The sequence below is a fragment of the Asticcacaulis sp. genome, assembly GCA_024707255.1.
Classification (GTDB): Bacteria; Pseudomonadota; Alphaproteobacteria; order Caulobacterales; family Caulobacteraceae; genus Asticcacaulis.
Genome location: JANQAC010000002.1, coordinates 1250684 through 1269668, shown reverse-complemented (window position 1 = coordinate 1269668; position 18985 = coordinate 1250684). Strand labels below are relative to the sequence as shown.

Genomic DNA, 18985 nt, shown 5'->3' with positions numbered 1-18985 from the left:
GATCTGATTTTTGAGATGCACTCTAACCCGCCAGTGATTGATGGCGTATTTTTGGATAACTGACACGTCCTCCGGTTAGAGGCATTTTGACACCGGTGGTGCCGGGGAAGGAAATCGGCAGCCCTTTCAGCGAACGCACGGCCATATAGGCGAACCCTTCTGCCTCCAGCGCGCCGCCGCGCCAGTTCAGGTCTTCGGCCAGCCGTACTTCCGCCGGCGCCAGGGCCGCCTTGATCTGGTCGACCAGATGCCGGTTATGCCGTCCGCCGCCAGCCAGGATAACCGCTTTCGGTTTAACGCCGGTCAGGTCGATGCCCGCCAGAAGGCTTTGCAGGGTAAAGGCGCTGAGCGTGGCCAGGCCGTCCTCGAAGCTCAGCCCTTCAATGGCTTGCAAAGTAAAATCATACCGATCGAGCGACTTCGGCGCCGCCGCCTTGAAAAATTCGTGTGCCATATATTGCGCGACGATATCGTCATGAACCTTGCCGGTCGCGGCAATGCGCCCTTCATGATCGAAATCGCCGCGACCGTGGCGTCGCATCCATTGATCCATCAGGCCATTCGCCGGACCGGTATCCATCGCCACAAGCCCCCTGTCGGAAATCATGGTGATATTGGCCACGCCGCCAAGATTGATGACAACCAGAGGCAAATCAAGGCCGGCATTTTCCACCAAGGCTTGATGATAGACCGGCATCAGGGGGCGGCCTCGCCGCCGGCTTCGATATCCGCCTGGCGGAAGTCGCAAACCACGGGCACACCGGTCAGGTCGGCAAAAGCCTGGCCGTCGAAAAGCTGAACCGTCCGCCCTCTGACGCCCCCTTTCGGACGTTCGTGCAGGACCGTCTGGCCATGGACGCCCAGAACGTCGAAATCAGCGAAACTCAGGCTGTTCTCCTCTAGAAAATCGCTTGCCACCTGAAAGTGACACTTCACAATCGCCTGCCGGGCCTGGTTGAAGATGGCCGGCTCCGCTTCGCCGCGCGGCCACTTCAGGGCCGCCTGGATTGCGGCTTCCAATACCTCCCGCGTCGTGGTCGGCATGGGCAATTCAGCCCAGGGGCCGAAAACCACTTGCGTTTCACCATCGGTCTCAAGAACAGCCAGATCGACGCCATCCAGCGAGGTTCCGGTCATAAAACCAAGCACTTTCATCATCCGGGGCCTCTTATGTCTTGACGTTGCGCTGCATATCAGGCCACACAGGCGGCCCAACTTCGACACTGTTATAGCTATCATGACCGAACACAGCTTTAAATCCGAATTTCTGCGCACACTGCAAGAGCGCGGCTTCATCCATCAGTGTACCGACGCCGAAGCGCTCGACACCCTGGCGGCGGCGGGCATGATGACCGGCTATATCGGCTTCGATGCCACGGCGTCATCTCTGCACGCTGGCTCCTTGGTTCAGATCATGCTGCTCTACTGGTTGCAGCAAACCGGTCACAAGCCGATTGTCCTGATGGGCGGCGGCACCACCAAGGTGGGCGATCCGACCTTCAAGGACACGCAACGCCCGCTGCTGACCGACGCACAGATCCAGTCCAACATGGACGGCATCAAACGCGTTTTCGCCAATTTCCTGAAATTCGGGGAAGACGACAATGACGCCATCATGGTCAATAATGACGACTGGCTGTCGCAATTCGGCTATGTCGAGTTCCTGCGCACCTTCGGCACATATTTCACTATCAACCGGATGCTGACCTTCGATTCCGTCAAGCTGCGGCTTGATCGTGAACAGCCGATGACCTTCCTGGAATTCAACTACATGCTGATGCAGGCGGTCGATTTCCGTGAGTTAAACGAAAAATATAATTGCATCCTGCAAATGGGCGGTTCGGATCAGTGGGGCAATATAATCAACGGTGTCGAACTGACCCGCCGGATGAATACCAAGGCGGCATTCGGACTGACGACGCCTTTGCTAACCACGGCCTCAGGCGGCAAGATGGGCAAGACGGTCGGCGGCGCCATCTGGCTCAATGCCGACATGCTCAGTGCCTACGACTACTGGCAATACTGGCGCAATACCGAAGACGCCGATGTCGGCCGCTTCCTGCGCTTGTTCACCACCTTGCCGATGGACGAAATCGCCCGCCTTGAAAAGCTCGAAGGCGCCGAGATCAACGAAGCCAAGAAGATCCTGGCCGATGAAGCGACGAAAATGGTCCACGGCGTCGAAGCCGCGGTCATTGCCCGCGACACCGCCCAGAAAGCCTTCGAACAGGGCGTGCTGTCGGCCGACCTGCCTACCGTGGAAATCGAGACGGCCACCGTGGAGGAAGGCATCATGCTGGCGGCCCTCGCCACCCGCATCGGCCTGACCGCCTCCAATGGCGAGGCGCGTCGCCTGGCTCAGGGCGGTGGCCTGCGCGTCAATGATGTAGCGATTACTGACGGCAATCAACTGGTGACAAAAGCCGACCTGAATGCGGACGGCGTCATCAAGATTTCGCAGGGCAAAAAGAAGATCGTTCTGGTCAGGCCAGTCTGATTTCCCCCAACATGAACAGGCCGGCTGGAAGCCCAGCCGGCCTATTTTTTGAGACTCTTGTCGTTGCGGTCACGCAGGTCGTCGAGCTTGTTTTCCAGGGTCGGCAGGTCAAGCGCCGGGAACGGTTCCTTGCGGCTGGAATCGAACCACACCTTCATGAAGCCCGGCAGGACGACCGACAGCGGATTAACCAGCACTTCCGGCGCCTTCTGTGTGCCGTGGACATGGTACTTGATCCCGACAAGGCCAAGTCCGTTCGATCTGAGGTCACCGAAGATGCCATTCAGGCTGTAGGCAGGGATCAGGGTGCCGCTCAAGGCCAAAGCCTTTGTATCCAGGTCGCTTGTGCCCCAGACATTTATGCCGAGCGCCTCGCCCTTGGCATAACCGTCACGGATAAAGACGACATTGTCCTTGTAGCGGATCGGAAAATCGAAATCGGTGAACAGGATGCCGTCGCCCACCAGGGTATCGTTCAGCCCCTGGAGCGACGCCACCGTCAGCAACTGCGCCAGTATCGGTATCTGCTGGGCACGGACATCGTGTCCCCGCAGCGAGGCATCTATCTGGCCATTGGCATAAACCCCATCAATAACGGCCACGCCGCCCCTGACATTGTGATTGCCGGTTGCTGTCTCGATGACGTTGCCCAGATTGCCGGTCCTGGCCGTAAACAGGCTGTAGCCGCCTTCGGAAGTCATGGCCAGGGTGAAGGGGCTGCCATCCATGCTTTCCCCATGTCCTGAGCCGCTCAGGCCATTGCGGCCATCCCAAGTCAGGTCCAGGTTCAGATCATTGAAAACACCGTCCGGCGCCATGCGCAATTGCGCCAGATCGACCACCAAGTGCGTCGCCGGCACGGGCGGCCCCGCGGTGACGGTTTCAGTCGGGATCACGGCCTTGGTCACGGCCTTAAGAACGCGCTCTTTCTTGGCGTCCAGCCAGGGACGCAGATCAAGCTGATTGCCGCTGATCGAGATGATATTGGTGTTCCTATCGGGTACGGCATAATATTTGAAAGCAACATCAATGAAGTCCTTCAGATAAAGCTTTGAAAAATCGCCGAATTGCAGGTCGCCGGCGTCCGAGAATGACGCCCGTCCATCGATGCCGATATGCGCGCCCTCGCCATAGATGCGCGACAGGTTTGTGCCGCCATCGGGTCCCTGCTCATCGATAGACACGGCAAATTGTGCCGCTTCGCCCACCGGCTTGTTCCAGTCCGTTGCCCGTATACCCAACTGGGCGGCGGTCGCATCGAGATTGAGCACGGCGGCGGGCTGCCCTGGCGTATTGTACAGACTGAATACCAGGCCGACGTTACCGGCAATATGAACGGGAGTCTGCGAGTAACCCAGGCCCGCCAGCACAGCATCGCTGGCGGTGCCGCGTACCTGAAGCTCATAGGGAACCGAGGTATTGGGCAGCATGATCGGCGGCGGACTGCCATGGCCGCGCAGGGGCATGTCGAAGCTGATAGTCTGATCGAGCAGCTTCACCTCACCGGTCAGGGTCTTGTCGTCCTGCTGCCACAGGGCCGTAACATTGACCGGCGCCGGCGGGGTGAAAAAGGCTTTCGGCAGGCCGAGCACATACCAGTCATCCGGCATGACCTTCATGTCTAACCGGCGCCGCAATTCATCCGTGCCCGGTATCTCTGACCAACCCAGCACGGCGCTCATCTGGTCCAGCTTGAGCAGGGCCTCGCGTGACTGGCCATCAAGTGAGATATTGACCGTCAGGTGGCGCGGTGCCTTGAACATCGGCAAGGCGCCATAGCCCATTTCATCGGCTTCATCCGGCGTAATAACCGATTTATAGACGAGCCGCGACCGCGTTCCCTGGATATAGGCGATATCGCCGGATAGCGCTTCCGCGTCTATTTCGCCGCTCCAGATATCACCGGAACGCAACAGGGATATGCGGGTCGGGACTTCACGCTTCAGGTGCTCGAAAATGGGCAGTCCCTGCCCTTCCATACCGTCAGAAAGGATCGCGCCCTCGATCAGCATGTCGGTCGGGCGCTGTTCCTCGCCTTCTGGATTGCCGCTCCAGCTTACATTTCCGCGGAAAATATCCGAACTGATCCGGCCCTTTCCGGCCCGGTCAGCCACGGTAAACTGCCCGTTAATCGCCACCGGCACCTTCGGCGAACCGCCAAACTGCGCGGCATTGAAATGGCCAGTGAAATCAATGTCCTGCGACCGGACGTTCATCTGCGTGCGGTAACCGATATCACCATAATAGGGCCCCAGATGCGCCGGTCCGGTGATGGTCAGCTTATCGGCCAGCAGATCACCGGTTATGTTCAGTTGCCCCTGGGTCATATCCCAGCCCAATGCTGCCTGTTTGAAAGCGCCATTGTTGATATGGCCGTTAAATTTGACGCTGAAATTATCATTGGTGATATTGCCGAAGACCGGGAAATCAATCTCGACATGGGCGGTGGCTGCGCCGCTCAAACGCTGGCGGGTCAGCCCATTCTGGCTCAGATGATTATCGGTAATGGGGTCGATCGCCTCGATGACGCTCGGCACATCCGCCTCGGCATCGAGCCAGATATGGGTTTTTGTCCTTCGATCGCGGAAGTCGGGCACGCTCAGCCCGCCCTTGATCAGGTTGACATCCAGCAGCCGGCCGCCGGAAACATCCATGGCAAAGCTGTTGCCCAGCAGGATGCCGTGGCCTTTCAGCCCTTTGGCGTTTTGCAGGCGATGTTCGAGATAGAGTTCAAGATTCTCGAAATCGAAATCGAGCCGCAGGTCCTCGTTTTCGAGATAATGGAAATCGCCCGGCTCGGCCTTGAGGACGAAATCCGCATTGGCGAAATCCCCGCCACGAATGCGTTCGATCAGATTGGCGCGTGTATTCGGCGACAGGTCTTCCGGCCAGAAGGCAAAAACCTCCTCCTTGGTGAAGCGCCCCTTTATCTGCGCCGTCAGGTCGGCGCCCAATTCGCCTGTATCGTCCGTGTAGACAACACCCTGGCTTTGCAGCGGCGCGCCATTGATCAGCCCTGTTACGCTTTCAATGTGCAAGCGACGTTGACGCGGCACATAACTGCCCCTGAGGCGTGCGTTGGTTAGCGTTTGCAGGGCGAAATCGTCAGCCAGCCGGGCAGTCACCCGCGGTCCGGTAAAATTGAACGCCAGGGCCATGTCACGTTTGGCCTTGGCATCGCCCGGATGCACAATGACTGCGCCCTTCAGGTCGGTATCCAGCATCCGTGACTTGACGCGGAACGTATCGAACTGCGCGGTATGCGTTGCCGAGGTGTAGTTTGCCCGGATACGGGCTTCATTGAAGGGCTGGTGGAAGTCGCCGATATCGATCCGCCCCGCCGCCGCACGGATATCGAAAGCGGCCCCCTCGAATCCCTTTTTCTGGCTGTAATCCGCGCGGGTCAGGCCATCGACCGGCGCATTGATGCCCGCCAGGGCGCGGGTCAGGCCCACTGAAGGGAACACCCGGCTCGGCACCAGGTTATGGAGATTGGCCGAGATGCTGGCACGGCCCAGGCCAACCACGCCCGACGCTTCGGCCTTAAAAGTGGCGGGCGCCCCCGCCTCCATGCCCAGGCCGTCAATGGATAAGGCCGTATGCGCTGTCAGTTTGCCATGCAACTTGGTAAAGTCGACGGTCGATACATTGGCGGTCCAGTCGAGCGGCGCGCCTTCCTGAATCAGCCGCAACTGGCCGTTCTTCAGGCTGAGCTGACGGGTGAAACTGACCGGCTGGCCCAGCTTTTCCGGCCCCGTCAGGTCATAGAAAAAACGCGCCAGGCCGCTTGTGCGTCCCGGCTTGCCGTGAGCCTCATAGCCGAGATCATAACGGCCTTCCTTCGAGACCGAGGCGGCGACGAAGAAATCCTCAGCCGTCAGGCGTGCCGGCGCGAAGTGCGCCACAATGAGACTGTCCGCCGCCAGCGCCGCTTCCATCCGGCCGGCACGGGCAATGATCCGGTGCTGCCGGTCGGTGATGATCAGGTCTTCAAACCGGAAACCGACTGCGCGGGCATCACCGAACCAGACAAGATCCAGATGCTTGATGCTGGCTTCCGTGCGGGGTAATTGCGTCTCCAGGCGGGAAATAATAATGGATCGGATGCCGTCGACGCGGATCGGCCCCTGGGCCAGCCGCGCCCCCAGAACCACGACCATGAACACCACCCAGCCCAGGATGAAAAGGCGCAGCCGTTTGCGGATTATGTCGAAAATTCTCTTCACTTAGACTCGGCAGGGCTCGGCTGTTTTTACTTTATTGGCGGCTAGGCATCAGGGCAGTTCATGTATAGGACGGTCGGCGCAAAATAATGTTAACGCAACCTATTCTTCTTTAGAGTCAGAGCGAGGCGATGTCATGGCGAAATCATTGAAAACTGAAACTTATTTCCAGCCTTACAAGGCACCCGATTTCACCCTGGCCTCTAGCGCCGGCGGCTATGTCTCGATTGCCGATCTCGAAGGCCATTGGGCGGTGCTTTTTTTGTACCCGGCCGACAATACGCCCACCTGCACACAGGAAGCCTGCGCCTTTTCCGAAGCCCTGCCGGAATTTGAAAAGCTGGGAGCGAAACTCTATGGCCTCTCGAAAGACAGCCTCAAGGATCACGAAAAGTTTATCGCCAAATACGGCCTGCGGATGCCGCTTCTGTCCGATCCTGACACATCCGCCATCGCCGCATTTGGCTCATGGGGCGAGAAAAGCCTGTATGGCCGGGTCTATATGGGCACCGACCGCTCCACCTTTATTATTGATCCGCAAGGAATGATCAGAAAAGAATGGCGTAAGGTAAGGATTAAGGGACATATCGATGAGGTTTTAAACACATTAAAAAGTCTTGTAAGTGAGTAATTCAGCTTAATGACAGTTCAGTGAAATCCATGCACAGGCCCGTCCCTTGACGTTTCAGGTTTTGCGGGCGGTTATCCACAACTCGCGTGAAAAGGGATTTATTGGCAAATTCAGAACGGCACCAATCTTGAAGCAGTCTGGTCACAGGCATTCAAATTGGGACACAGGCCATGGCCGCGGATCTTAATAAACTGATTTTATTGAGCATTACCTCCGCGACCTTGGGCGCCCCTCTTCCGGTACGATATACATCTTGCGCAATTAACGTCGTAAAGGCATAGTTAACAAGCGGTTGAGGGTGCGGATGATGACGACCAAGACAAACGAGGGATCCCTGGGCGGCTGGATGGAATCTATATTTCCGGAACGTCAGCTCTACATTCGTTCGGGCACCGAAACCCGTGGCTATGTTCTAAGCCCCGTAAAACAACTTGTTCTGACGATCCTCGCCTCGGCACTGGTCACCTGGCTGGCTATATCCACAGGTTTCACCCTCTTCTTTGCGGCCAATCACGGCGGTGGGTCTGAAAAACAACTGCGTATGGTCAAGGCCCAGTCCGAGCGCTGGATCGCCGATCGGCAGGCCCGACTCGATATCGCCACGCAACAGGCAACGGCCAATTCCGGCTCCCTCGACCAACTCGCCGAAACGGTCGAAAAACGCCATCAGGGGCTGGTTGCACTACTGAAAGATTTCAAGGGAGTTCCCGGCGCTGTGGCCGCTCTGTCGCCTGCGCCCATAGATGACAGCCTGCCGCCTATCGAACGCATCTATTCGGTGCGTGCCGAGCAGGAGCGCATGGTGAGCCAGGCCGAGGTCTTCGCCAAGACTCGCGCCGAAAAGCTGCGCCTGGCCTTCCGCATCGCCGGCCTCAACCCGCAGGCTTTTGCCGGCGGCAGCAGTGGCAATCCCCTGACCGACGCCAAGGATAATAAGGCGCTGGCCAGCTTCCTGGGCGTCGATGAAGATTTCGCCGAACGCATCCGCAATGCGGCCATGGACCTGAGCGATATGCGCGGCCTGCAAAACAGCGCCCAGCGCTTGCCCTTCGATCGCCCGACCATTGGCACACGTGAAAGCAGCGGCTTTGGCGTGAGGTTTGATCCGTTCACTCACCGTCCCCATATGCACCAGGGACAGGACTTTGCCGGCCCCTACCTGACGCCGATCTATTCGACGGCCCCCGGCATCGTTTCCTTCGTCGGCGTCCGCACAGGCTATGGCAATGTGGTCGAGATCGATCACGGCAATGGCTTCAAGACCCGATACGCCCACCTGGCTTCCGCCGCCGTTCGTCCCGGACAACGGGTCGCCGTCGATCAGCGGATCGCCTCGATGGGCAGCACAGGCCGCTCGACCGGCAACCACCTTCATTACGAAGTCTGGCAAAATGGTCGCGCTCAAAACCCCGCACGTTTCTTAAAGGCTGGAGATTATGTTCAACAAAACTAGCAAACCGACCCCGCCCGCCGCCAAGCCGCAGCCGACCCCCGCCGTCGTTCCGCCGCTGGAGACGCCCACTGTCAATATGAACCGCACCAAGCCCGCCACGAGCGCGGGTGCGCGTCCCCTATCCAGCTTCGGCTCCGGCCTGCTGATCGAGGGCAATATCTCGGGCAATGGTGACCTGCATCTCGACGGCACCGTGCGCGGCGATGTCAAGGTCGGCCACCTGATCGTAGGAGAATCCGGCAATATCGAAGGCAAGGTCGAGGCCGAAACCATCGAAGTGCGCGGCCGTATCGTCGGCTCGATCACCGGCAAGCAGATCAAGCTGCAAGCCACGGCCTATGTCGAAGGTGATATTACCCACGATCAACTGGCCATCGATGTCGGCGCCTTCTTCCGGGGACGCTGCCTGCAAAGCCGCCGGGCCGAGCCGGTGCCTGTTGCCTCCGTCAGTCCGGCGGCGCCTGCCACACCGTCCGATTTTGGCACGCCGAGCCTGAACAGCTACGACCTGAATGCGCTTTCCGATCTGAAGTAGAAAACGCACGCCGAATGCAGCCTTGAAGAGCCGGAGACATCGCCCTCTCCGGCTTTTTTCTTTATTTCCTTTATGCTCATATTCGCGCTTTCGATTCTCCCTTTACCGGCGGCTCCTCATGACGGACACATCTCGCAAGCGCCCGGCCCTGACGCTTCCGGCCTTGTGGTTCATCCTCAAGGAAACCATCCGCGAATGGAATGACGACAAGGTGCCGCGCCTTGGGGCCGCGCTGGCCTTTTACAGTATGCTGTCCATCGGCCCGCTGCTGCTGATTGTCATCGCCATGGCCGGTCTGGCTTTCGGGCGGGACGCCGTCAGCGGCTATATTTTCGATGAAATACGCGGCCTGATCGGCGACCAGGGCGCCAGCGCGATCCAGACCATGCTGGCCAGCACCAGCAACCCGAAGGCCAGCTACATCGCCAGCCTGATCGGTATCGTCACCCTTTTGATCTCGGCTACCAGTTTTTTCGCCCAGTTGCAGGATGCACTCAATACCATCTGGAATGTGGAGGAACGTGAGAACGGCCACTGGACATGGTTTATCAAGAAGCGGCTGCTGTCCTTCGCCATGATTGTCGGCATCGGCTTTCTGCTGCTGATCGCACTGGTCATTTCCGCCGCGCTTTCGGCGATCAGCGCCTTCTTTGAAGACTATATCTCCATCACCTTCCTGCTGCACACCGTCAACCTGGTGATTTCGTTCAGCGTCGTCACCGTGCTGTTCGCCATGATCTTCAAGGTGCTGCCCGACGTCCATATCAAATGGCGCGATGTCTGGATCGGCGCGGCGATCACCGCCATCCTGTTCACCTTCGGCAAGTTCCTGATCGGTATCTATCTCGGCCAGAGCGCCTTTAGTTCGGCCTATGGCGCCGCCGGTTCGCTGATCGTGGTGCTGATCTGGATCTATTACTCGACGCAAATCTTCTTCCTGGGCGCGGAATTCACCCAGGTTTACTCACGCTATATGGGCGCACAGATCGTCATCAAGAAAGGCCGCCGCAAGCAGCCGGCACACATCGCGGCGACCGCCCATACTGACGCGGCCGCTCATGCTGAAGTTGTCAATGTCGCCAAGACACCCAGTCATGCGAAAGTCGCAAAACCGGATATTTAATTCAGCTCAAACGCCGCATGGCTCCTCGCATAAGCTCGGGCGCGCTTTGCGCTTGCCGAGTTACAGAAACTCGGAGATCAAGCATCCCGCGTGACACCGACCCGCTGCGCCAGTGACGCGCCCATGAAGGCATCAAGATCGCCATCGAGCACGCCCTGAGTATCGGAGGTTTCGACATTGGTGCGCAGATCCTTGACCATCTGATAGGGCTGCAAAACGTAGGAACGAATCTGGTGCCCCCAGCCGATATCGGTCTTGGAATCTTCCAGCGCTTGCTGCGCGGCTTCGCGCTTTTGCAGTTCCTGTTCGTAGAGGCGGGCGCGCAACATCTTCCAGGCTTCATCGCGGTTGGCGTGCTGCGACCGGCCGGCCTGGCAAGCGACGGCGATCCCGGTCGGGATGTGCGTCAGGCGCACGGCGGAGTCTGTCTTGTTGATGTGCTGACCGCCGGAACCGGAAGCGCGGTAGGTATCGGTGCGCACATCCGAGGGATTGATATCGATGACGATCGTGTCGTCGACCACCGGATAGACCCACACCGAAGCAAAGGAGGTATGGCGCTTGGCGTTGGAATCGAACGGCGAAATCCGCACGAGACGGTGAACGCCGGCCTCGGTCTTCAGCCAGCCATAGGCGTTTTCACCCGATACTTTGAGCGTGATCGACTTGATGCCGGCCTGTTCGCCCTGAGTTTCTTCCTCGACATCGATCGACATGCCGTGCGCGGTGGCCCAGCGCGTATACATGCGCAGCAGGATGCCCGCCCAGTCGTTGGATTCCGTGCCGCCGGCGCCGGAATTGATTTCGAGGTAAGCATCATTGCCATCGGCCTCGCCGGACAACAGGGCTTCCAGTTCCGCGCGGTCGGTGCGCGCTTTCAGGTCTTTCAGCAGGCTGCGGGCTTCCTCAACCAGGCTTTCATCGCCTTCCATGTCGCCGAGTTCGGCGAACTCGATGGCATCCTTCAGTTCTTTTTCGATCGAACGCACCGCTTCCACGGAAGCCGAGAGCTTCGAGCGTTCGCGTGAGACCTTCTGTGCTTCGTCGGGCCTGTCCCACAGGGTCGGGTCTTCGACCCTGGCATTCAATTCATCGAGACGACGCAGGGCGACATCCCAGTCAAAGACGCCTCCTGAGCAGTCCGATGGACTGCTCGATCTCGGAAGCGGACGCTTCGATATCCAAACGCATGGTAATTTTCCTAAAAGTGTGCCGGCGGGTTTACAGAGCGTCGCCTTGAATGACAACCCTGATGACTTAATAAAGCGTACCGGTATCAGCCTTTTGCTTCGGTGGTGGTGGCGGCTCTTCCGCCGGCACAACCGTTACCGGCCCGCTGGTATCGCCGTCATCCGACCAGGTATCGAGGTAGGGTTTGGGTCCGTCATCCTCGGATGGCGCCGTATATTTTGGCTCCGTGCCGGGCTTGAAGGCTTCTTCGACACCATGCACCGACATGTACACCGCATCATGCGGCTTGTTGAAATCGCGGTTCGGCTTGCCGGCATTGGCGTTCTTCATGAAGTCCATCCAGATCGGCAAGGCGGCCACCGCGCCGGTTTCATGATTGCCCAGCGAACTGTTGTCATCGAAACCGACAAAGACCCCAACCACCAGATCCGCCGTATAACCGACAAACCAGGCGCTGCGGTAGTCATTGGTCGTGCCGGTCTTGCCCCCCATCGGAATGCCAAGCGACCGTGCCGCCGCACCTGTACCGCGCTGGACCACGCCCTGAAGCATCGAGTTGACCTGATAAGCGGTGATCGGGTCGAGCACCACGTCGCCCTGGGGCGACAGGCGCGGACTTTCCAAGCCGTCAAAATCGGCCGTACAGGCGGCCGGGCAGTTGCGTTCATCGGCCTTGTAAACCACCTTGCCGTTACGATCCTGCACCTCATCAATCATATGCGGCTTCACCTTGCGGCCGCCATTGACGAATATGGAATAGGCATTGGTCAGGCGGTAGGGATTAACTTCGCCGGCACCCAGAACCATCGACATTTCCGATGGCATCTTGTCGAGCACGCCAAAATTGACGATCCCCTGAGTAATCGGCTTAATGCCGGTCTTTTGCGCCAGGCGCACGGTCATCAGATTGCGTGACAGTTCAAGGCCGCGACGGATCGGTTGCATACCGAGATAATCGTGCTCATAGTTCGATGGCGTCCACATCTTGCCATCGCCACCCATCATGCTGATGGGGCCGTCATCGACCATGGAAGCCGGCGTGAAATCCTTCGACAGCGCGACGGCATAGACAAACGGCTTGATCGAAGAGCCCGGCTGGCGCGAGGCTTGCGTGGCACGGTTGAACTTGGACAGCGAATAGCTATAGCCGCCGACCATGGCGACGATCCGGCCCGAATAGGGATCGATGGCTACCAGCGCACCATTGACTTTAGGCACCTGGCGCAGGCGGTAAACGCCAGTCGAGGCTTGCGACACATAGACCAGATCGCCCGCTTTCAGGGGGCGGTTGGCCTGCGCCCAGGCCAGATCATCGGCGCGGATCACGCCGTGGCCACCATCGATAGCCCTGACCGAGCCGCTGCTTTTCTCGATCATCCCGACCTGCCAATCGGCGCGCTCGGAAGGCGCCCGGCGCGAGTCCGGCAGATTGTTTTCCGCCTGCAGGGCATCGGATTCCCAGTTATCGGTGACCGGTATATTGCCCCACGCGCCCCGCCAGCCATGGCGACGGTCATAGACTTCCAGCCCGTCCATCAGCGCTTCCCGCGCCATGGTCTGAAGCTTGGGGTCGAGCGTCGTCTTGACGTAATAGCCCTCAGTGTAGATGGCGTCGTTGAACAGTTTCCTGGCGCGCAGCTCGACCTCACCGACGAAATAGTCGGCATCGGCATACTTGGCGCGGCGCGGCTTGTCCTGGATAACAAGATCGTCCTGCATGGCCGCGGCGGCTTCTTCGCGCGATACCCAGCCGGCCTTAGCCATTTCGCCCAGCACCCAGTTGCGACGCGCGATGGCGGCCGCCTTGTGGGTGGACGGACGGTAATTTTCAGGCCCTTTAGGCAGGGCGGCAAGGAAAGCCATTTCGCTTAAGGAAAGCTGGTCGAGCGACTTGCCGAAATAGTTGAAGGCAGCAGCGCCCACGCCATAGGAGCGATAACCGAGATAGATATCATTCAGATAGAGTTCGAGAATCTGATCTTTCGGCAGGGAGTTTTCCAGCCGGCGCGCCAGGATCACTTCCTTGAGCTTGCGGCCTACGGTGCGCTCATTATTCAGCAGCAGGTTCTTCGCCACCTGCTGGGTAATGGTCGAGCCACCCTCAAACCGCTTGCCGCGCAGCAGGTTGAAGACATTCTTCGCCATGGCGCGCGACACACCGCTGACATCGACCCCGTTGTGCGTAAAGAAGTTCCGGTCTTCGGCGGCCAGGAACGCCTGGGTCACCCGTGTCGGCATCCGGTTAAAGGGCACATAAATGCGGCGCTCCTGACCATATTCACCGATCAGGGTGCCGTCCCAGGCGAACACACGCGCCGAGGTCACCGGATGGAAATCCGCCAGCTCGCTGCCATCGGGCATGTCATGGAACAGCCACGCCGCATATATGGCGACCGCGAAGCCCGCTATGGCCACAGCGGTCATCACGGCGACACCGGCCATGGCAAACCAACGCTCAGACGACCTTACCAAAAAACCTCCAACCACCGATCCGGTTCACAGATCGATGCGATCTGCCGTCATTGACGTCAACACTTAGCAAACAGTGCGCGATTGGCAAAGCCATTCAGCGAAATTTCATTCACGCGCGCCTGGCCTGCCTCATTTTAGGCACAGGCGCTTACGCACAAAAAAAAGCCCTGCCGATGATGGCAGGACTTCTATATTTTCAATGGCTTGCACCCGTCAGTTAATTCAGACCAGCGAACGAGGCGTACTGGACGCTGTTATCGAAATACTTGTCGATCGCCCTGGCCACCTGCCCCATCATCACGGCGCGGTGTCCCGAATCGTTGAGCATGGCCTCATCCTGCGGATTGTTGACGAAACCCATTTCCAGCAACACGGCTGGCACATCCGGCGCCAGCAGGACCACGAAGCCGGCCTGGCGCTGGTTCGTTTTCAGCAGGGGCGTCGAGTCACCGATATTATCCATGACCAGTTGGGCGAAAGTAGAAGAGCGATTCTTGGTGGCGCGCTGGGTCAGGTCGATCAGGATACGGCTGACAATGGCATCGGCCGGCGGTTCGCCCTGCGACCAGTCGCCCTTGATCAGAGCCTTTTTGGCAGCCCGTTCGGTGCCGGAATCCGACAAGGTGTAAATCGAGGCGCCGCGCGTATTGCCGTCGCCGCCTGAATCCGAGTGCAGCGAGATGAACAGGTCGGCATTGGCCGAGCGGGCGATGCGGACACGCGCAGGCAGGTCAACAAAGCTGTCGGTGTCGCGCGTCATGATGACATTATACCGGCCGGTCTTTTCAAGCGCCGCGCGCAAGGCCTTGGCCGCAGCGAGGTTGACGTCCTTTTCCCAGGTCTTGCCGCCATGGGCGCCGGGTCTTTGCCGCCGTGACCGGCGTCGATGACAATGACCTTCTTGCGGTTTCTGGGCGCAACCGGCTGAACCGTTGCCTGGGCCGCGGCCGTAACCACCGGTACGGACGCCAGGAGCCGGCTGGCCGCATCAGGGCCTTTTCCTGCGCCCTGAGGTACGATATCGACCACATAGCGATAAACACTGATGCCATCGGCCGGGGGGCAGGAGGAAGCGGCGGTAAATCTTGGCGCCGGACTTGAAATTGAGCTTCAGGCGGACGCTGCCGGCCACGTTTTCAAGCTTCCAGTCGCTGACCAGTCCCTGCCCCTGCCCGGCCATGGCCTTGTCGAGATCGATATCCGGCAGGGCGATGACCTGACGGTCGGTTTCGCTGTCGCGGCTGACAATCTTGGCGGCGACCGATTTTTCCAGTTCGATAACGATACGCGTCTGTGCTGCATCACCACCCAGACGTACCTTGACCACGTCGCTGCCACCCGCCAGGGCCGGCTGCGCGACAAGCACGAACGCGCACACACTGGCGGCCAGAGTTATCGCCTTCAGGATGGTCTTTGCACTGCCAGGGACGTCAAACCGTCGAAACATTCACTACTCCACGCACCACATTATGTGTGTTTTCTGGCCGGTATTCTCCGGCTGTCCCTCCATACTGCCACAGGGGTGTAGAAATACGATTAAGGGGTACGGTTATATTTCCATTACCGAATATGGTTGCCATGTTGTTAAGGATCGCAGCAGGGGGGTAAAAATATGTCCCTGCCGACACACACAAAGAATTAGATTGACGTATCCGGCTTTTTGCGAACATGTGACATTCGGGTATCGTCCGTCATGAGTCCGGCCAAAGCGCAGACTTTTCGCCGACTGATTATGACGAACCCTTGTGATAACGGCGCCGCGCGCCTATCTCGCCTTCATGCCCGTTCCGGCAACCCCGCCGGGGAATGGAAGCGCTTTTCGCCCGGAACCCGCATCACACCTTTATTAAGTTTGCGCGGCCTTATGGCGCGCAGATACTGCGTTTGGAACAATACCTTATGGGCTGCGCCTTGAGCCTCAACCGCTATCAAACGAAGACAGATGCCTTAAACGTCGTCCTCGCCCGCGCGCGCCTTCTTACCCCCTATCAGCGCCACGCCCTTGCCGCCGCCGGATCACGATCCGTGCGGACGCCCGCGTTTGAGCGCTCCGGAGATATCTTTAATGTCAAAGACCATGTTGATCGACTCGACGCACACGGAAGAAACCCGTGTCGTCGTGATGAACGGAAGCCGCGTCGAAGAGTTTGATTTCGAAAGCCACGCCAGAAAACAACTCCGCGGCAATATCTACCTTGCCAAGGTCACACGCGTAGAGCCCAGCCTTCAGGCGGCGTTCGTCGAATATGGCGGCAATCGCCACGGCTTCCTGGCGTTCAACGAAATCCACCCGGACTATTACCAGATCCCGGTCGCTGACCGTGAAAAGCTGATGGCGGAACTGGCGGCGCAGGCTGCCGCCAATAACGGCAATGGAAATGGTCATGCCGAGGATGAAGACGAAGCCGAGGAAGACGATCACAGTCACGATGACGACCTGCCGGATGAAGAGCGCCGTCTGCGCCAGCATCTGATCCGCCGTTACAAGATCCAGGAAGTCATCAAGCGCCGCCAGATCCTGCTCGTCCAGGTCGTCAAGGAAGAGCGCGGCAACAAGGGTGCGGCGCTCACCACCTATATGTCGCTGGCCGGCCGCTATTGCGTGCTGATGCCGAACACGGCGCGCGGCGGTGGTATTTCGCGCAAGATCACCAATACTTCGGATCGCAAGCGCCTGAAAACCCTTGTGCAGAGCCTGGACGTGCCGCACGGCATGGGCCTGATCGTCCGCACGGCCGGCGCCAAGCGCACCAAGCTGGAGATCAAGCGCGACTATGATTATCTGCTGCGCGTCTGGGAAACCATCCGCGAAACGACGCTGAAATCCAACGCGCCGGCGCTGATCTATGAAGAGGAAGACCTGGTCAAGCGCGCCATTCGTGATCTGTTCGACAAGGATTTCGACGGCGTACTGGTCGAGGGCGAGGACGGCTACCGTTCCGCCAAGGACTTCATGCGCATGATCATGCCGTCCCAGGCCAAGAAGATACAGCTTTACAAGGCCAATACACCTCTCTTCGCCCGCTATGGCGTCGAGGACCTGATCTCGAAAATCTATTCACCGGTCGTACCGCTGAAATCGGGCGGTTACCTGGTCATCAACCAGACCGAAGCCCTGGTCGCCATCGACGTTAACTCCGGCAAGTCGACCAAGGAACGCAATATCGAGGCGACCGCCCTCAAGACCAACCTGGAAGCGGCCGAAGAGTCCGCCCGCCAGATGCGTCTGCGCGACCTCGCCGGTCTGGTGGTCATCGACTTCATCGACATGGATGAGCCGAAGAACAACCGCGCCGTCGAAAAGAAACTGAAGGATGCGCTGGCCGAGGATCGCGCCCGCATCCAGATGGGCAAGATTTCCGGCTTCGGCCTGATGGAAATCAGCCGCCAGCGCCGCCGGACCGGCTTCCTCGAAGGCACCACCATTATCTGTCCGCACTGCGAAGGCCAGGGCCGCATCCGTTCGGTCGATTCCGCTGCCCTTTCGGCCATGCGCACCATCGACATGGAAGCTATGCAGAATGGCGCCGGCGCCATCACCGTCAAGGTGCCGATGGATGTCGCGCTCTACATCCTCAATGAAAAGCAGGTTCATCTGTCGAAGCTGCGCCTCGAATGGGGCCTGAAGGTCAATATCGAGATCGACACCGACCTGGGTCACACCGAGGTTCAGATCGTTCGCACGGTCCACGCCGATGAGGTTGATTTCGTTCCGCCCGTCCGGCCGGAGCCCATTGCCTTCGACACCACGCCCGACGTGGCCGAGGAAGAGGATGAGGACGAAGAGACGATCGAAGCCGAAGATGGCGACGATGAGGACGGTGAAACGCGCGCTGAGCGTCCGGAACGCGAAGAGCGTGAAGGCGGCCGTAACGGCAAGCGCCGCCGCCGCCGCCGCGGTGGTCGTGACCGGTTTGAGAGTGAAGAGCGTTCTGCCCAGGCGGAAACTGCGCAAGGCGAAGAGGATGGCGAAGACGAGGACGACAGCGGCACTGACGACGGTCGCCGCGGCCGTCGCCGTCGCGGTCGTCGCGGTGGCCGCCGCGCCGGTTTCGACAGCCGTCCGCGCGAAACCTATAGCTGGGTGCGCGCCCGCACGCCGTCGCTTGAGGCGCCCTATGTCTGGATCGATCCGTTCGAGGAGCAGCAGAAGCGTTTTGAACAGCCCGCGCGTTCAGCCGACGCCTCGCGTGACGCTTTGAAGGAAGCCGCCTCGCCGCAAGCCGCCATAGCCGAGGCCGTGACCTCAGCGCTCGGTGCGGAAACGACGCAGCCAACCTCGCTGGTGCCGGAAAATACCGGTGCGCCGTCCGGTCGTCGTCCGCGCCCGCGTCGCAGTCGCAAGGGCGCACCGGAAGCAGTGACCATGATTGTCGATGAAGCCGCCGCCGCGAATGACACTGCCCCCATGCCCCTGACGCATGATGTCGATGTCGATCCGGAAGCGGCCTTCGCCGCCAGCGCGCCGCCCATGGTTGCCGTTGAGGACACCCCACCGGCGCGCAAGACACGCAGCCGCAAGAAGACAGCGGAAGCGGAAACGGTTGAGGCCGTGCCTGCGGAAACGGCCACCAAGCCGGTGAAGGCCAGGACATCACGCGCCAGGGCGGAAAAGAAGGTGTTGAAACCGGCGATAGCTGAACCGGTCATCACCGAAACCGTGGCGGTCGCGCCGCCGGAGCCGGAGGCGGTGCCGGAAGTGGTGGCAGCCATTGATCCGAACGAGATCAGCGCACCGCCGGAGAAGCCAAAACGCGGCTGGTGGCGCCGTTAAGCGCCCCAAATATTTAAAACCAAATATCCAAGACCTGACAGGGCGGGCATTGATCTGGATCGATGCCCGCCTTAGATTTGTCATCC

At 59.3% G+C, this 18985-nt stretch carries 9 protein-coding genes and 2 pseudogenes; 6 read left to right on the top strand and 5 right to left on the bottom strand.

Features of this window, described 5'->3' with window-relative positions:
* Nucleotides 1-22: 22 nt before the first annotated feature.
* A pseudogene (locus tag NVV72_17250) lies at nt 23-1155 on the bottom strand (anhydro-N-acetylmuramic acid kinase).
* Between the two features lie 82 nt (nt 1156-1237).
* Here NVV72_17250 and tyrS point away from each other — a divergent pair.
* Nucleotides 1238-2497 carry a tyrosine--tRNA ligase gene (gene tyrS / locus NVV72_17245; GenBank protein MCR6660990.1) on the top strand — a complete coding sequence of 420 codons (1260 nt, stop codon included), beginning with the start codon at nt 1238-1240 and terminating at the stop codon, nt 2495-2497.
* 41 nt (nt 2498-2538) lie between these two features.
* Here the strand turns inward: tyrS and NVV72_17240 are convergent, their stop codons facing one another.
* The gene (locus NVV72_17240) at nt 2539-6723 is read right to left on the bottom strand and encodes a DUF3971 domain-containing protein (protein MCR6660989.1); all 4185 of its coding nucleotides are present in this window, start codon (nt 6721-6723) and stop codon (nt 2539-2541) included.
* Nucleotides 6724-6757: 34 nt separating this feature from the next.
* Here NVV72_17240 and NVV72_17235 point away from each other — a divergent pair, with 34 nt between their 5' ends.
* The 4 genes from NVV72_17235 (at nt 6758) to NVV72_17220 (ending at nt 10462) form a co-directional block, all read left to right on the top strand.
* On the top strand, nt 6758-7351 hold the full coding sequence (locus NVV72_17235; GenBank protein MCR6660988.1) for a peroxiredoxin: 594 nt from the start codon (nt 6758-6760) through the stop codon (nt 7349-7351).
* Nucleotides 7352-7658: 307 nt separating this feature from the next.
* Nucleotides 7659-8804: a M23 family metallopeptidase gene (locus tag NVV72_17230; GenBank protein MCR6660987.1), complete on the top strand. Its 1146-nt coding sequence runs from the start codon at nt 7659-7661 to the stop codon at nt 8802-8804.
* Nucleotides 8788-9339 carry a polymer-forming cytoskeletal protein gene (locus NVV72_17225; GenBank protein MCR6660986.1) on the top strand — a complete coding sequence of 184 codons (552 nt, stop codon included), beginning with the start codon at nt 8788-8790 and terminating at the stop codon, nt 9337-9339. The genes NVV72_17230 and NVV72_17225 overlap by 17 nt, the downstream gene beginning before the upstream one ends.
* A gap of 118 nt (nt 9340-9457) precedes the next feature.
* Nucleotides 9458-10462 (top strand): YihY/virulence factor BrkB family protein, encoded by a 1005-nt coding sequence (locus NVV72_17220; GenBank protein MCR6660985.1) that lies wholly within the window; start codon nt 9458-9460, stop codon nt 10460-10462.
* Between the two features lie 77 nt (nt 10463-10539).
* Here NVV72_17220 and prfB read toward each other — a convergent pair.
* The 3 genes and pseudogenes from prfB to NVV72_17205 form a co-directional block, all read right to left on the bottom strand.
* A protein-coding gene (gene prfB / locus NVV72_17215; GenBank protein ID MCR6660984.1) for a peptide chain release factor 2 occupies nt 10540-11653 on the bottom strand; the annotation gives its coding sequence in 2 pieces (ribosomal slippage) (nt 10540-11583 and nt 11585-11653; 1113 coding nt in all).
* A 66-nt stretch (nt 11654-11719) separates the two neighbouring features.
* Nucleotides 11720-14095, bottom strand: a complete 2376-nt coding sequence (locus NVV72_17210) for a penicillin-binding protein 1A (protein MCR6660983.1) — start codon at nt 14093-14095, stop codon at nt 11720-11722.
* Between the two features lie 247 nt (nt 14096-14342).
* Nucleotides 14343-15572, bottom strand: a pseudogene (locus NVV72_17205) (N-acetylmuramoyl-L-alanine amidase).
* Nucleotides 15573-16190: 618 nt separating this feature from the next.
* Here NVV72_17205 and NVV72_17200 point away from each other — a divergent pair.
* Nucleotides 16191-18899: an Rne/Rng family ribonuclease gene (locus tag NVV72_17200; GenBank protein MCR6660982.1), complete on the top strand. Its 2709-nt coding sequence runs from the start codon at nt 16191-16193 to the stop codon at nt 18897-18899.
* Nucleotides 18900-18985: the final 86 nt, after the last annotated feature.

Bases quoted from the DNA above. Each gene is read 5' to 3' on its own strand.
- tyrS (MCR6660990.1), top strand. From the start codon at position 1,238: ATGACCGAACACAGCTTTAAATCCGAATTTCTGCGCACACTGCAAGAG.
- NVV72_17230 (MCR6660987.1), top strand. From the start codon at position 7,659: ATGACGACCAAGACAAACGAGGGATCCCTGGGCGGCTGGATGGAATCT.
- NVV72_17225 (MCR6660986.1), top strand. From the start codon at position 8,788: ATGTTCAACAAAACTAGCAAACCGACCCCGCCCGCCGCCAAGCCGCAG.
- NVV72_17220 (MCR6660985.1), top strand. From the start codon at position 9,458: ATGACGGACACATCTCGCAAGCGCCCGGCCCTGACGCTTCCGGCCTTG.
- NVV72_17210 (MCR6660983.1), bottom strand. From the start codon at position 14,095: ATGGCCGGTGTCGCCGTGATGACCGCTGTGGCCATAGCGGGCTTCGCG.
- NVV72_17200 (MCR6660982.1), top strand. From the start codon at position 16,191: ATGTCAAAGACCATGTTGATCGACTCGACGCACACGGAAGAAACCCGT.